Consider the following 15,185-nt stretch of genomic DNA (forward strand, 5'->3'; position numbering starts at 1 on the left):
GAAGGCAGGTCGACTTTCAGGCGACCTCCGCTCCCTCTTCCGGCCAATGCGGCTCATTGGCGCCCGGTGGTGTCAGCGGTGGCAGACCATAGGCCGCCCGTGCGTCGTCACAGCTGGGGTTGTGCACACCGTTTTCCCACGAGGCCTCGAACTCGCGGCAGGGGCTGGAGCGGTTCTCATAAATGGAGCACGCCACTTGCGTGCCGATCTCGCCGCCCAGGCTGACGCAGCGGCAAGGCTTGGCGTCGGTGCCGATCATGGCGACCCGGGTCGGATTGATCTGCACCACCAGATCGTCGGGCACCACGCCACCGGCGGACTGGCATTCACCCCAGAAGAAAGACACACGAAAGTAGCCGCAGCAGGCGCCGCAGGTCAGGCAAGGGTTCTGATCGGACATGATGGCCAGGGAAGGAGGTTGTTGTTATCGGGGCGAGCGCCCGCGGCGCTATTTGTAATCCAGGCGCGAACGGCTGAGAAGAGGGGGGACGCAAAAAAAGATCGCCGCTGATCGGCGCAAACGCATCGCGGGGCACGCCCGCTCCCACTGAATGGCGTGGGAGTGGGCTTGCCCCGCGATCAGGGTGAACGGCTTACTTGCGGGTCACACCATCGGCCCGGAACATCTGGCGAATGCCGCGAATGGCCTGGCGAATCCGGTCCTGGTTCTCGATCAGGGCAAAGCGCACATGATCGTCGCCGTAGTCACCGAAGCCGATCCCCGGCGACACGCAGACCTTGGCCTCGGCCAGCAGTTTCTTGGCGAACTCCAGCGACCCCAGGTGCGCATAGGCCTCGGGGATCTTGGCCCAGACATACATCGAGGCCTTGGGGTTCTCGACCATCCAGCCCATCTCGTGCAGGCCCTTGACCAGCAGGTTGCGGCGCTGACGGTACTGCTCGGCGATATCGCGCACGCACTGCTGGTCGCCTTCCAGGGCGGCGATGGCGGCCACCTGCAGCGGGGTGAAGGTGCCGTAGTCGTGGTAGCTCTTGATCCGCGCCAGGGCGCTGACCAGCTCGGGGTTGCCGACCATGAAGCCGATCCGCCAGCCCGCCATGTTGTAGCTCTTGGACAGGGTGAAGAACTCCACGGCGATGTCCTTGGCGCCCGGCACCTGCATGATCGACGGCGCCTTCCATCCGTCGTAGACGATGTCGGCGTAGGCCAGGTCGTGCACCACCAACACATCGTACTGCTTGGCCAGGGCCACCACGCGCTCGAAGAAGTCCAGCTCGACGCACTGGGCGGTGGGGTTGGACGGAAAGCCCAGGATCATCATCTTCGGCTTGGGGATCGACTCGCGGATCGCCCGCTCCAGCTCGTTGAAAAAATCCACACCCGGCACCAGCGGCACGGAGCGCACCTGGGCGCCGGCGATCACCGCGCCGTAGATGTGGATCGGGTAGCTGGGGTTGGGCACCAGTACCGTATCGCCATGGTCGAGGGTGCCGAGCATCAGGTGCGCCAGGCCCTCTTTCGAGCCGATGGTGACGATGGCCTCGGTTTCAGGGTCAATGGCGACGTCGTAGCGTTCCTTGTACCAGTTGGAAATGGCCCGGCGCAGGCGCGGGATGCCACGGGAGGTGGAATAGCCGTGGGTGTCCTCGCGCTGGGCGACCTGCACCAGCTTCTCGACGATGTGCGGCGGCGTGGCGCCATCGGGGTTGCCCATGCTCAGGTCGATGATGTCCTCGCCACGTCGGCGGGCGGCCATCTTGAGCTCGGCGGTGATGTTGAAAACGTACGGGGGGAGACGATCGATGCGCGCGAAGCGGCGCGGCGAACCTGGGTTGGCCATGTGTTCCTCTGCAGACGTAAGCGCCCGGAACCGTCCGAGCGACGCTGGCCGCTGCGGCGGCCTGAAGCAGAAGATAGTGCCGAAACACAGTTAATGCAAAAGATAATTTCCTGTTTTGTTGGATTTTTTCAGACTATTTTTTTGAAAATTTGAGATTTATGTTTTCAGCACTGGCCCTTCGCGGGCAAACACAGGAAAAAAGCATAAAAAAACCCCGGCACATGGCCGGGGTTCTTGGTGTAACAGGCTGCTGTATCAGCGCGCGTAGGTCATCAGCACATCAGCCGCGGTCTGGCTGTCCACGCCCATCATCACGCTCAGGGCGGTAACGGTGAGGATGGAGAAGCCAAACACCTTGCGGGCCCACTTGCTGTCGTCCTCGGCCTTGTAGCCGCCCCAGGCCATGTACAGCCAGTACAGGCCCATGGCCGCCGCCACGGCGAGGTAACCCAGGCCGGCATAGCCGCCGAGGGTCAGCATCAGGGTGGCGAGCACGAAGGCCAGCACATACAGCACGATCTGCTTCTTCGCCGCGAGGATACCGCGTGCCACCGGCAGGACCGGAATGTTGGCGGCGCTGTAGTCCTTGAAGCGGAAGATGGCGATGGCGAAGCTGTGCGGCATCTGCCACAGGCTGAACATCACCAGCAGGGTCACCGCGGCCAGGTCGAAGCTGTTGCTCACGGCGCAGTAGCCGATCACCGGAGGCATGGCACCGGACAGGCTGCCGACCAGGGTACCGTGCACCGATTTGCGCTTCAGCCACAGGCTGTAGAAACCGACGTAGACCACGAAACCGACCAGGGCGCAGAACGCCGCCAGCGGATTGGCTTGCACATACAGCAGGCTGAAACCCGCCACCCCGAGCAGGGTGGCGTAGATCAGCGCCAGGGGCAGCGACATGCCGCCCTGAACCATGACGCGGTTCTTGGTACGTTCCATCTTGTGGTCGATGTCACGGTCGATGCAGTTGTTGAACACGCATCCGGACGCGACCACCAGGGAAGTACCGATCACCACCGCCAGGAACAGGGCGAAATCCACATGCCCCTTAGCGGCAAGGAAGAAACCGCCTGCCACGGAAAGCACGTTACCGAAAATGATCCCCGGTTTGGTGATTTGGATAAAGTGCTTCACGGACATGCAGTCTTACCTCACTTGGCCAACATTTCGAAGTGGATGCTGAACATGATCCACAGCGACAGGCCGACCAGCAGAGCGATCACCAGGGTAGTGAACAGGAACGTCGACACGTTGGAACGCTGCTCTTTCGAGCGGTCCATGTGCAGGAAGTACACCAGGTGCACAACCACCTGGATGACGGCCATGGCCACCACGATCAGGACGGTCAGGTTCTTCGGCAGGCTCGGGAACATCACCAGGCCGAACGGAATCGCGGTCAGGATGATCGAGAGGACGAAGCCGATCATGTACGACTTCACGCTACCGTGGTTACCCTCGTGATGAGTGTCGTGTGCGCTAGCCATTACAGAACTCCCAGCAGGTAGACGACGGTGAACACGCAGATCCAGACCACATCCAGGAAGTGCCAGAACAGGCTCAGGCAGCTCATGCGAGTCTTGGCGGTCGGCGTGATGCCGTGCTTGTTGATCTGATACATCATGATCGCCATCCAGATCAGGCCAGCGGTCACGTGCAGACCGTGGGTGCCCACCAGGGCGAAGAAGCCCGACAGGAAGCCGCTGCGCTGCGGGCCGAAGCCTTCGGCGATCAGGTGATGGAATTCATAGATTTCCATCGCGATGAAGCCTGCACCGAACAGGAAGGTCACGGCCAACCAGCCCAGTACGCCGGCCTTCTTGCCGTCGAACATCTTCAGCATGGCGAAGCCGAAGGTGATCGAGGACAGCAGCAGGAACGCGGTTTCAACCAGCACGAAGTCGAGCTGGAAGATGTCGTGGCCCGACGGGCCGCCGGCAAAACTGCCGGACAGCACCGCGTAGGTGGCGAAGAGCGACGCAAACAGGATGCAGTCGGTCATCAGGTACAGCCAGAAACCGAGGACGGTCATCTGGCCCGAGTCGTGGTGGTGGTCATCGTGCGCATGGTCATGACCATGCGCGCCACCGTGGATTACTTGACTGGACATTGATTACACCCGTTCAAACGATTCGACACGTGCGCCGCCGGCAGGCAGTGCACCAGCGTTGGCCAGCGCTTTCATGCGCTCGCCTTCGATGCGCGCCACTTCTTCGGCCGGCACCATGTAGCCCTGGTCGTCACGCGCGGCGTGGCGAACGAAGACGGCGATGGTCGCAACCAGGCTCGCACCCACCAGCCACCAGATGTGCCAGATGAAGGCGAAGCCGAACACGGTCAGGAACAGACCCATGAACAGACCGGTGGAAGTGTTGCTCGGCATGTGGATCGCTTCGTACTTGGCCGGAGCTTTGTACGCGGCACGGGCTTGCTTGGCTTCGTGCCAGGCGTCCAGGCCAACATGCTCAGGCATGTGAGCGAAGTTGTAGAACGGAGGTGGCGACGAAGTCGACCACTCCAGGGTACGGCCGCCCCATGGGTCGCCAGTGACGTCCATGTTGTCCTTGCGGTCGCGAACCGAGACGTAGATCTGGATCAGCTGGCAGGCGATACCGAACAGGATCAGCACGGCGCCGACCACGGCCACGTACAGGTAGGGTTCCCACAGCGGGTTGTCGGAGTGGTTCAGACGACGGGTCATGCCCATGAAGCCCAGGGCGTACAGCGGCATGAACGCAACGTAGAAGCCGGAGATCCAGAACCAGAAGGCAGCCTTGCCCCACTTCTCGTTCAGGGTGAAACCGAAGGCTTTCGGGAACCAGAAGGCGAAGCCGGCGATGTAGCCGAATACCGCGCCACCGATGATCACGTTGTGGAAGTGGGCGATCACGAACAGGCTGTTGTGCAGAACGAAGTCGGCACCTGGAACAGCCAGCAGGACGCCGGTCATGCCACCGATGGAGAAGGTGACCATGAAGCCCAGGGTCCACATGATCGGCGCGGTGAAGCGCAGACGGCCCTGGTAGATGGTGAACAGCCAGTTGAACAGCTTCACACCGGTCGGAATGGAGATCAGCATCGTCGCCAGGCCGAAGAAGGTGTTGACGCTGGCGCCGGCACCCATGGTGAAGAAGTGGTGCAGCCAGACCGCAAAGCCCAGGATGGCGATCGCGCCCGAAGCGTAGATCATCGAGTGGTGACCGAACAGGCGCTTGCCTGCGAAGGTCGAGGTGACTTCCGAGAACACGCCGAAGGCCGGCAGGATCAGGATGTAGACCTCAGGGTGACCCCACGCCCAGAACAGGTTGACGTACATCATCGGGTTCCCACCAAGCTCGTTGGTGAAGATGTGGAAGTCCAGATAACGGTCAACGGTCAGCAGGGCGAGTGCGGCGGTCAGGATCGGGAAGGAAGCGACGATCAGCACGTTGGCCCAGGTGCAGGTCCAGGTGAAGATCGGCATGTCCATCAGCTTCATGCCAGGGGCGCGCATCTTCATCACGGTGACGAGGAAGTTCACGCCTGTCAGTGTCGTACCCAAGCCTGAGAGCTGTAGCGCCCAGATGTAGTAATCGACACCCACCCCAGGGCTGTACTGGATACCCGCGAGCGGCGGATAGGCAACCCAACCGGTCTTGGCGAATTCACCAACGCCCAGCGAGATGTTGACCAGCAGCACGCCTGCCAGCAGCAGGTAGAAGCTCAGGGAGTTCAGGAACGGGAAGGCAACGTCACGTGCACCGATCTGCAACGGAACCGCGAGGTTCATCAGGCCGGTGAAGAACGGCATCGCCATGAAGATGATCATGATCACACCGTGGGCGGTGAAGATCTGGTCATAGTGTTCAGGCGGCAGGTAGCCTTCCGAGCCACCGGTGGCGGCGGCCAGCTGGGTACGCATCATGATGGCGTCGGCGAAGCCGCGCAGCAGCATGACCATAGCGACGATGATGTACATCACGCCGATTTTCTTGTGGTCGACCGTGGTCAGCCACTCGGTCCACAAGTAGGTCCACTTGCGGAAATAGGTGATGGCACCAACGACAGCGATACCACCGAGCGCGATCATGGCAAGCGTCACCATGACTATCGGCTCGTGATACGGTATCGCCTCCAGAGTTAATTTACCGAACATCTCTTACTCCTCTGCACCGGCAGCTGGTTGCATACTCGATTCCACACCCTTGGTGGTGGCCAGGTCTTTGCTGCCTGCTTCTTCGTGGTTCGGACGACCGCGGTTCATGCCTTCGTACTTGTCGACGATGCGCTGGAACTGGTCAGCCGGAGCCTCGCTGTACAGCGCGACTGGGTTGTTTTCGCTAGCTTTGGCCAAGGCGTCATATTCGGCCTGGTCCAGTTTCTTCGGCGATGCCTTCACTTCAGCGACCCATGCATCGAAGTCAGCTTGCGAAGTGGCGACAGCCTTGAATTTCATACCGGTGAAGCCGGCGCCGCTGTAGTTGGCGGAGATGCCGTCAAACACACCGTTCTCGTTGGCGATCAGGTGCAGTTTGGTGGTCATGCCGGCCATGGCGTAGATCTGGCCGCCCAGACCCGGGATGAAGAAGGAGTTCATCACGGCGTCGGAGGTGACACGGAAGTTGACCGGGGTGTTGGCCGGGAAGACGATCTTGTTGACCGTGGCGATGCCCTGCTCCGGGTAGATGAACAGCCACTTCCAGTCCAGCGCGACCACGTCGATCTGCACCGGCTTCACATCGGAATCCAGTGGACGGTACGGGTCCAGCTTGTGGGTGGAGTGGTAGGTGAAGTAACCCAGGGCGATGATGATCAGGATCGGGATGATCCACACCGCGGCCTCGATCTTGGTCGAGTGCGACCAGTCGGGGGTGTAGGTGGCGGCCTTGTTGGAAGCACGGTACTTCCAGGCGAACGCCAGGGTCATGATGATCACGGGCACGACCACCAGCAGCATCAGGCCGGTGGCGATCAGGATCAGGTTCTTCTGCTCAATGCCGACCTGGCCCTTGGGGTCGAGCAGGGTCCAGTTGCACCCACTGAGTAAAAGCATGCCTAAAAAGGGCAATATGCCAAACAGTCTGGGGTAACGCTTTTTACTCATCTCACGACCTCTAGATCAGCTTGCTTCAATGCAATTTGTGTTTTGGTAGCCAACACTTCGTCCTGCCAAGTGCGGCAATTGGCGCCCGTACTCGCCCCTGCCAGGGATCCGACTGCAGGATCTTGGCGTCAAGCGGGTGTGCGGTGCTTATGGTTTCGTAGGCAACAGGCCTGTACTTCAGACCAAGTCCATTTGGTGCGGAAAACGCGGAGGGGGGTCCGCCCGGTATCGCCGTTGGGCGAAACTTGACGAAGTCAGCAAATGGAAAGCGCTGCGGCTTCCATCAATCCTGCGACTTGCAAGCAGTGCCGAACGGAAATTGGGGGCGATTGTAGATAGGTCGCCCCACGATGACTATGACTTATTGAGCAACAGTCTTTTACAGAATGCGCAACAATACTGGTCAAAAAATCAACTTCGCGACAGTTTGTCGCACCCCTTCCAGTAGCCCTGAAACCCTTGCCGCGCAAGGGCTGATGGCTGACCTGGATCAATCGTGCGGCGCACTTTGCGGCTTATCTTGCCGTGCAATAGACCCAGGTCAATTCGGGACTTTGGTCTAACCGCGACGTCGGTTTCGGTAGATTCCCAGGGGCACCAGCAGCGCCGTCAGGACGAAGGCCACCAGCGCCCATTGCGCCAGCGACAAGCCGAGGATCGGCGGATACGGGGTGGAGCAGAAACCGTCGACCTGGAAGGCCAGTGGCCAGAGCTTGGCCAGCGGCAGGTCGTCGACGATGGGCTGCAGGGTGTCGATGCCACAGCTCACCATCGGGTTGGCGAGTATATACACATGGTTGCCCGCCGCAACGATCCCGCCGATGGCGCTGAGCACCACCAGCGCCTCGAAGAAGGTCAGGCTACGGCGCCCGGGCATGGCCGCGGCGATGAAGGCGAAGATCGCGATGAACAGCAGGGCATAACGCTGCAGGATGCACAGCGGGCACGGCGCCTCGCCCAGCACCACCTGCATGTACAGGGCGCCGCCGATCAGCGCCAGGCAGATCACGCCGAGGAGCACCAGAAAGCGCCGTTCCCGGTTCAGGCGCGATGAGAGTTCGTTCATTGCCGATTCCTTCGATGGAGAGTGGCAGCGTGGGCCGCCCGAGGGGCGCCCAGTCTACACGCTGGAGATGACCTTTGAATGCATCGAGCAGGGGCGTGCGTGGCTATCCACTGATGACCTAGGACCGAGCAGGTCGGTTTCGGTTCACTGGCCAACATGAAAAATGTGCCAGCTTGAGCACCGGACAGGGGCAGGCCCCTCGACACCCGGGAGTGAAGGATACCGTGATTAAAGGAGGATTAAAGATGAACGCCGGTGTGGAGGCGTTCATCTCTTTCTATATAGAGAAGGGACAGGCCCAATCGCTGCGGTTCGGCGCTCGGCCACATCGATAGCGCCGAATGTCATCGTCCGTTTCGTTCTCGATTACCCACGGCCGGGAGCATCCGGGTGCTGCCGGCCCGACAGAACGCCGAACCGCAGCGATTGGGATGAATCGCGGGGCAAGCCCCGCGATGGGCTCAGCGTTTCACTCCAACGCCGCCGCCGGTCCGAAGAACTCGTAGCGCGCTTGCCCTTCCGGCACGCCCAGGCCCTTGAGCTGGCGCTTGATCGCGGCCATGAAGCCCTTTGGCCCGAGGAAGTAGGCGTCGATGTCACGCTCACGCGGCAGCCACTCGCCCAGCAGCGCCTGGTCCAGCAGGCCCACGGCGTCGGCGGCCTGGCTGCCATCTTCCTCGGCGTAGCAATAGAAGCGCTTGAGCTGCGGGTGGCGCGCCGCCAGCCCGTCGATCCAGTCGCGGAAGGCGTGCACCGCGCCATTTCGCGCGCAGTGGATGAAGTGCACCGGTCGCTCGGTCTTGAGCGCCGCCTCGAGCATCGCCAGGGTCGGGGTGATGCCAACCCCGCCACTGATCAGCACCAGCGGCTTGTCGCTGGCGGCGAGGGTGAAGTCACCGGATGGCGGGAACAGTTGCAGGGTATCACCGACCATCAAGCCGTCATGCAAGTAGTTGGAGACCTTGCCACCCGCTTCGCGCTTGACGCTGATGCGGTACTGCTCGCCGTCGCACAGAGCCGATAGCGAGTAGTTGCGGCGCTGCTCCTGGCCATCGATGAACACCTGCAAGCCGATGTACTGGCCCGGCTCGGCCTTGAGCACCGGCTTGCCATCGAGCGGTGCGAAGTAGAACGAGACGATCTCGCGGCTTTCCTGCTCGCGGCGCACCAGGCGGAATTCACGGGTACCGCGCCAGCCGCCAGCGGCCTGCTCCTTCTCCTTATAGAGGTGCTCTTCCGCACCGATGAGGATATCGGCCAGCTGGCCATAGGCGGCGGCCCAGGCGGCGATCACTTCCGGGGTGGCGATGTCCTTGCCCAGCACTTGCTCGATGGCGCGCAGCAGGCAGCTGCCAACGATCGGATAATGTTCGGGGAGAATCTGCAGGGCCACATGCTTGTTGATGATCTGCCCGACCAGGCCGCCCAGTTGCTCGAGCCGGTCGATGTGACGGGCGTACATCAGCACGCCGTTGGCCAGGGCACGCGGCTGGTCGCCGCTGGCCTGGTGGGCCTGGTTGAACAGCGGACGCACCTCGGGGTACTCGCTGAGCATCAGTTTGTAGAAGTGGGTGGTCAGGGCCTCGCCACCGCTTTCCAGCAGGGGGACAGTGGCCTTGATGATTGCACGTTGTTCGGCATTGAGCATTGCGACAACTCCTGAGCCTTTGGCTTCGAATGGTTGCCTGGGGTATTTCAGCAATCGTGCCAACTTTAAACACCAATAAAATCAGGATCTTGAGCACATCAGTGTCATAAAGACACACTCAGGCGTATAGTCATTACGACCAACAGGAGTCCATATGACTGCAAAGCCCCTGCTCACCGCCCTCCTCCCTCTGGTCAGCGACCTCTCCTGCGACCTGCCCGACCAGGAGCGCTACCGCCGCCTGCTCGGTGCCATGCGCGGCCTGCTGCCTTGCGATGCCGCGGCACTGCTGCGCCTGGACGGTGAGTGGCTGGTGCCGCTGGCGGTGGACGGGCTGTCGCCAGACACCTTGGGCCGGCGCTTCAAGGTCAGCGAGCATCCGCGCTTCCAGGTGCTCCTGAGTCGCCCGGAGCCGACCCGCTTCGCCAGTGACAGCCAGTTGCCCGACCCTTATGACGGCCTGGTCAATGCCGAGCATGTCGACCTCGAAGTCCACGACTGCATGGGCTGCCCGTTGATGGTCGACGAGCGCCCCTGGGGCCTGCTGACCCTCGACGCCCTTACCCCCGGCCAGTTCCAGAGCCTGGAGCTCGACGCCTTGCAGGCCTTCGCCAGCCTGGCCGCCGCCACGGTGACCGTGGCCGAGCGCATCGAACACCTGGCCTCGCGCGCCGAGGACGAACACCAGCGCGCCGAGGTGTACCGCCAGGCCAGCGGCCAGGACCGGGAACTGATTGGCCAGAGCAAGGCGCACAAGCGCCTGGTCGAGGAGATCCGCCTGGTCGGCGGCAGCGACCTGACCGTGCTGATCACCGGCGAGACCGGCGTCGGCAAGGAACTGGTGGCCCAGGCCCTGCACCGCGCCAGCCAGCGCGCCGACAAACCGATGGTCAGCCTCAACTGCGCCGCGCTGCCCGACACCCTGGTGGAGAGCGAACTGTTCGGCCACGTGCGCGGCGCCTTCACCGGCGCCCACGGCGAACGCCGAGGCAAGTTCGAGCTGGCCAATGGCGGCACGCTGTTCCTCGACGAGGTTGGCGAACTGCCCCTGGCGGTACAGGCCAAGCTGCTGCGGGTACTGCAAAGCGGGCAACTGCAGCGGCTGGGCTCGGATCGCGAACACCGCGTGGATGTACGTCTGATCGCCGCGACCAACCGCGATCTGGCCGAGGAGGTGCGCAGCGGCCACTTCCGCGCCGACTTCTATCACCGCCTGAGCGTCTATCCGTTGCACGTGCCACCGCTACGCGAACGGGGTCGCGACGTGCTGTTGCTGGCGGGCTATTTCCTCGAACAGAACCGCTCGCGCCTGGGGCTGGGCAGCCTGCGGCTGTCCGCGGACGCCCAGGCCGCGCTGCTGGCCTACGGCTGGCCGGGCAATGTGCGCGAGCTGGAGCACTTGATCGGCCGTTCGGCGCTCAAGGCGCTGGGGCAACACGGGCAGCGGCCGAAGATCCTCACCCTGGAAGCGGCCGACCTCGACCTACGCAACCTGGCGCCGGCCATGCCGGTAGTAGCCGAAGCGCCGTCGGCCGATGTGCCGTTGCCCGAGGGCGGGCTGCGTGAAGCGGTGGATGATTATCAGCGGCAGATCGTCGAAGCCTGCCTGAATCGCCACCATGACAACTGGGCCGCCGCGGCGCGAGAGCTGGGGCTGGACCGGGCCAACCTGAGCCGGCTGGCCAAGCGACTGGGCTTGCGCTGAATACACCATCGCAAATAGCAAACTACGCTAAAGCCTGACGCCAAAAAGCCGATAACCCGGCATCCTCCCCCATTTCGAACCGAAGGTTGCCCATGGCCACGCAAAAAGCCCGCGCGGACTCGCTGTCCCTGCTGCTGTTCACCCTGCGCAGCGGCAAGCTGATGGCTATCAACCTGCTCAAGGTCAGCGAGATCATCCCCTGCCCGCCGCTGACCAAGCTGCCGGAGTCCCACCCGCATGTCAAAGGCGTCGCCACCCTGCGCGGCAACTCGCTGTCGGTGATCGACCTGTCCCGCGCCATCGGCGAAATGCCCCTGGCCGACCCCGACGGCGGCTGCCTGATCGTCACCGAGATCAGCCGCTCGCGCCAGGGCCTGCACGTGCAGGCGGTAAGCCGCATCGTCCATTGTCTGAGCACCGACATCAAGCCGCCGCCCTACGGATCGGGCAACCGCTCGTTCATCACCGGCGTGACCCGGGTCGACAACACCCTGGTGCAGGTGCTGGACATCGAGAAAGTCATCCACGGCATCGCCCCGCCGGCCCACGAGCCGCACCCGGGCGAAGTCAGCGAGGAAGACGCCAGCCTGCTGGCCGCCGCCAACATCCTGGTGGTGGACGACAGCCAGGTCGCGCTGCAGCAATCGGTGCACACCCTGCGCAACCTCGGCATCGAGTGCCATACCGCGCGCAGCGCCAAGGATGCGATCAACGTGCTGCTGGAGCTGCAAGGCACCGAGCGGGAAATCAACATCATCGTCTCCGACATCGAGATGTCCGAGATGGATGGCTTCGCCTTCACCCGCACCCTGCGTGAAACGCCGGACTTCCAGCACCTGTACATCCTGCTGCACACCTCGCTGGACAGCGCGATGAGCGGCGACAAGGCCAAGCTGGCGGGGGCCAATGCGATCCTGACCAAGTTCTCCTCGCCGGAGCTGACCAACTGCCTGGTGACTGCGGCGCGGACGGTGGTGTTCGAGGAGCGCTGACACATCAAGTCAGGATTTTCCTGACTTGATGAAGGAAAACGTTCGGGCATAATTCGCGCCCTTCGCAGATTCATTGGCGGTGTCGCGTATGAAATACCTCAGTTCGTTCCTCATTCTCTGCGCCCTTGCCAGCGGCGTAGCCCACGCCTCGAGCAACCAGGCCTGGACCGACCAGCGCAAGCACATGCTCAAGGCCTGCCTGGCCGCCAGCCAGTTCAAGGATGCCCACGCCCTGGGCAAGCCCACCGAGTTCGACGACCGGGTCGGTTACAGCGCGCTGTTGATCGAGGGCACCTACCCGCAGAAGCACATGCAGAACCGCACCGGTACCGAGTTGTGCCTGTATGACCGCCAACGCCAGCAAGCCTTCACCAGCGAATGGGACGCCGGCAAGCGATGAGCGACAGCATTCGCTTCGCCTGCACCGGCTGCGGCAAATGCTGCACGGGCCATCATGTGCCGCTGACACTTGCCGAGGCCCACTCGTGGGCGGCCTCCGGCGGCCAGGTGGTGGTGCTGATCGAAGGGTTCCTCGCCGATGGCCCGGGCATGCCGGTGGACCAGCGCGAGCATGTGCTGCGCCGATCATTCCCGGTGCCCTGTGGCGCCGGGCAACTGCAGGTGTCGGTCACCTTCGCCGCGTTCAACCCGGGGCGTTGTCGCAACCTCGACGACAACGACTTCTGCGGCATCTATGAAAGCCGGCCGCTGGTCTGTCGCATCTACCCGGCGGAAATCAACCCGCACCTGCCGCTGCGGCCGGAAAACAAGGACTGCCCGCCCGAAGCTTGGAAACAAGGGCCTGAGCTGATTCATGGCAGCCTACCGGTGGATGAGACACTGCGCGCCTTGATCGAGGCCTCGCGCCAGGCAGATCGCGACGATATCGCCGCCAAGGTGGCGATCTGCCAGGCGCTGGGGATGACCACCAGCGCGCTTAAGGGCAACGGGTTTACCGCGTGGTTGCCGGACATGGCGGCGTTCGCGGCGGTGCTGGAACAGGCGCCAATGGCGGTCAATGGGCCGTGGGTGATGCATGTGCAGGACGAGGCGCTTGCGGCCGAATTACAGGGTCATCGCCTGCAGGTGACGGGCGAAGCGCCGGTCTACTATGCGTTCATCGGTTTCTAGATAGATCCAATCGCGGGGCAAGCCCGCTCCCACGCCCTAGCCCTCGACACTCCAGGCTTCGAGGCCACTATTGTGGGAGCGGGCTTGCCCCGCGATAGGGCCGGCACTGACAACTCAATCACTGACACCGCCGCCAGAACTCATCCGCCAGCCGCCGCAGGTCCTTGGCCAACTCCGCCACGTCACTGGCACTGCTGTGGCTGCGCTGCCCGACGCTGACCGTCGCCTCGCTGGCCTGGCGGATGCTGGTGATGTTGCGGTTGATGTTTTCACTGACCTGGCTCTGCTGCTCCACCGCCGCGGCGATCTGCAGGCTCATCTCGTTGATCTGGTTGACCCGCACGCTGATGCTGTCCAGCGCGTCGCTGGCCAGTTGCGCCTGCTCGACGCTGTGCCCGGCATGGGCGCTGCTCTGCTGCATCACCTGCACCGCCGCGCGGGCACCCTCCTGCAGGGCGGCGATCATGCGCTGGATATCGTGGGTCGACTGCGCGGTGCGCTGGGCCAGGCCGCGCACCTCGTCGGCGACCACCGCGAAGCCACGCCCCTGGTCACCGGCACGCGCCGCCTCGATGGCGGCGTTCAGCGCCAGCAGGTTGGTCTGCTCGGCGATGCCACGGATCACGTCGAGCACCCCGGAGATCTCGCTGCTGTGATTCTCCAGTTGGTGGATCACTTCGCTGGCCTCGACCAGCGAGCCGGCCAGGTCCTGGATCGCGCAGCGGTTGCGGTCGACCAGGTGATGGCCGGACTGGGTCTCACCCTCGGCCTGGTCGGCGGCCATCGCCGCCATCTGTGCGCTGCTGGCCACCTGCGCGACGCTGGCGCTCATCTGGTGGATCGCTGTCGCCACCTGGTCGGCTTCGCTCTGCTGCTCCAGGCTGTTGGCATGACTGCTGTGCAGGGCCTCGACCAGCGAGCCGGAGTGCCCGGCCAGGCGCGACGAGGTATCGCCGATGCGCCCGACCACCGCCCCCAGCTGCGCCTTGAGCATGTGCATGGCGAACTCGATCTGCCCCAGGCTGTCACGCCGGCCGGTATACAGCTGCTGGCTCAACGGGTTGTCGGCGATCGCCTGGGCCTGCTGGCGCAACCGCTCGTAAGGGCGCAACAGCACCAGAATCGCCAGGCTGCTCAAACCTGCCGCCGCTGCCACTTCCACCAGCGATTCCAGCAACGGCGCCCCCAGCCACCACTGCCCGGCACCCACTACCAGCGCCAGCACGGCACCGACCGCCAGCGACAAACGTGAGCCCAATCCCAGTACCGGCAAGCGCTCACGCCAGCCACGTCGGCCTTCGCGCAGGCGCGCATAGCAGCGCTCGGCCGCCGCGACCTGCTCGGCCCCAGGCTTGGTCCGCACCGACTGGTACTCCAGCGCCTGCCCACCGCTGCTGATCGGCGAGACGAAGGCGCTTACCCAGTAGTGGTCGCCGTTCTTGCAGCGGTTCTTCACCAGCCCCATCCACGAACGCCCGGCCTTGAGCGCCTGCCACATCTGGGCAAACGCCTGGGGCGGCATGTCGGGATGGCGGACGATGTGATGGGCGTTGCCCAGCAGTTCCTCGCGGGAGAAACCACTGATCCGCAGGAAATCATCATTGGCATAGGTAATGCGGCTGTCCAGGTCGGTGGTGGACAGGATGTTGGCGTCGCCGGGGTAATCCACTTCGCGACCGGTAACAGGCACATTGCACTTCATCGGAGGCTCTCGTTGTTGTACGGGAAATCGGCAGGGCGTACGACTTTAGGGGCAAA

At 63.1% G+C, this 15,185-nt stretch carries 14 protein-coding genes; 4 read left to right on the forward strand and 10 right to left on the reverse strand.

Annotation, left to right across the window (positions count from 1 at the left end):
• Positions 1 to 16: 16 nt before the first annotated feature.
• The 9 genes from AC25ND_RS04450 to hmpA form a co-directional block, all read right to left on the reverse strand.
• A complete protein-coding gene (locus tag AC25ND_RS04450) occupies positions 17 to 400 on the reverse strand; it encodes a YkgJ family cysteine cluster protein (RefSeq protein ID WP_028689796.1) in 384 nt (127 codons plus the stop codon).
• A gap of 193 nt (positions 401 to 593) precedes the next feature.
• Positions 594 to 1,802: an alanine transaminase gene (alaC, locus tag AC25ND_RS04455; protein ID WP_186594257.1), complete on the reverse strand. Its 1,209-nt coding sequence runs from the start codon at positions 1,800 to 1,802 to the stop codon at positions 594 to 596.
• 255 nt (positions 1,803 to 2,057) lie between these two features.
• Positions 2,058 to 2,945, reverse strand: a complete 888-nt coding sequence (cyoE, locus tag AC25ND_RS04460) for a heme o synthase (protein WP_028689798.1) — start codon at positions 2,943 to 2,945, stop codon at positions 2,058 to 2,060.
• Positions 2,946 to 2,956: 11 nt separating this feature from the next.
• Positions 2,957 to 3,289 (reverse strand): cytochrome o ubiquinol oxidase subunit IV, encoded by a 333-nt coding sequence (gene cyoD, locus AC25ND_RS04465; protein ID WP_028689799.1) that lies wholly within the window; start codon positions 3,287 to 3,289, stop codon positions 2,957 to 2,959.
• On the reverse strand, positions 3,289 to 3,912 hold the full coding sequence (gene cyoC / locus AC25ND_RS04470; protein WP_028689800.1) for a cytochrome o ubiquinol oxidase subunit III: 624 nt from the start codon (positions 3,910 to 3,912) through the stop codon (positions 3,289 to 3,291). Before cyoC ends, cyoD begins: the two co-directional genes overlap by 1 nt.
• 3 nt (positions 3,913 to 3,915) lie before the next feature.
• A complete protein-coding gene (gene cyoB / locus AC25ND_RS04475) occupies positions 3,916 to 5,937 on the reverse strand; it encodes a cytochrome o ubiquinol oxidase subunit I (RefSeq protein ID WP_486976121.1) in 2,022 nt (673 codons plus the stop codon).
• Between the two features lie 3 nt (positions 5,938 to 5,940).
• Positions 5,941 to 6,885, reverse strand: a complete 945-nt coding sequence (cyoA, locus tag AC25ND_RS04480; protein WP_028689802.1) for a ubiquinol oxidase subunit II — start codon at positions 6,883 to 6,885, stop codon at positions 5,941 to 5,943.
• A 559-nt stretch (positions 6,886 to 7,444) separates the two neighbouring features.
• Complete coding sequence (locus tag AC25ND_RS04485) at positions 7,445 to 7,951, reverse strand: disulfide bond formation protein B (RefSeq protein WP_028689803.1); 507 nt, start codon at positions 7,949 to 7,951, stop codon at positions 7,445 to 7,447.
• Positions 7,952 to 8,420: 469 nt separating this feature from the next.
• Positions 8,421 to 9,599, reverse strand: a complete 1,179-nt coding sequence (gene hmpA / locus AC25ND_RS04490; RefSeq protein WP_028689804.1) for an NO-inducible flavohemoprotein — start codon at positions 9,597 to 9,599, stop codon at positions 8,421 to 8,423.
• Between the two features lie 154 nt (positions 9,600 to 9,753).
• Between hmpA and norR the strand changes: the two genes are divergently transcribed.
• The 4 genes from norR (at position 9,754) to AC25ND_RS04510 (ending at position 13,427) form a co-directional block, all read left to right on the forward strand.
• Positions 9,754 to 11,304 (forward strand): nitric oxide reductase transcriptional regulator NorR, encoded by a 1,551-nt coding sequence (gene norR / locus AC25ND_RS04495; protein ID WP_028689805.1) that lies wholly within the window; start codon positions 9,754 to 9,756, stop codon positions 11,302 to 11,304.
• Positions 11,305 to 11,396: 92 nt separating this feature from the next.
• Positions 11,397 to 12,296: a chemotaxis protein gene (locus tag AC25ND_RS04500; RefSeq protein ID WP_028689806.1), complete on the forward strand. Its 900-nt coding sequence runs from the start codon at positions 11,397 to 11,399 to the stop codon at positions 12,294 to 12,296.
• Between the two features lie 88 nt (positions 12,297 to 12,384).
• Complete coding sequence (locus AC25ND_RS04505; RefSeq protein ID WP_028689807.1) at positions 12,385 to 12,696, forward strand: hypothetical protein; 312 nt, start codon at positions 12,385 to 12,387, stop codon at positions 12,694 to 12,696.
• The gene (locus AC25ND_RS04510; protein ID WP_486976122.1) at positions 12,693 to 13,427 is read left to right on the forward strand and encodes a YkgJ family cysteine cluster protein; all 735 of its coding nucleotides are present in this window, start codon (positions 12,693 to 12,695) and stop codon (positions 13,425 to 13,427) included. Before AC25ND_RS04505 ends, AC25ND_RS04510 begins: the two co-directional genes overlap by 4 nt.
• Before the next feature lie 118 nt (positions 13,428 to 13,545).
• Here AC25ND_RS04510 and AC25ND_RS04515 read toward each other — a convergent pair whose 3' ends face one another.
• Positions 13,546 to 15,129, reverse strand: coding sequence for a methyl-accepting chemotaxis protein (locus AC25ND_RS04515; RefSeq protein ID WP_186594253.1), 1,584 nt, complete (start codon positions 15,127 to 15,129; stop codon positions 13,546 to 13,548).
• Between the last annotated feature and the right edge of the window lie 56 nt (positions 15,130 to 15,185).

The organism is Pseudomonas sp. P110(2024) (genome assembly GCF_057480795.1).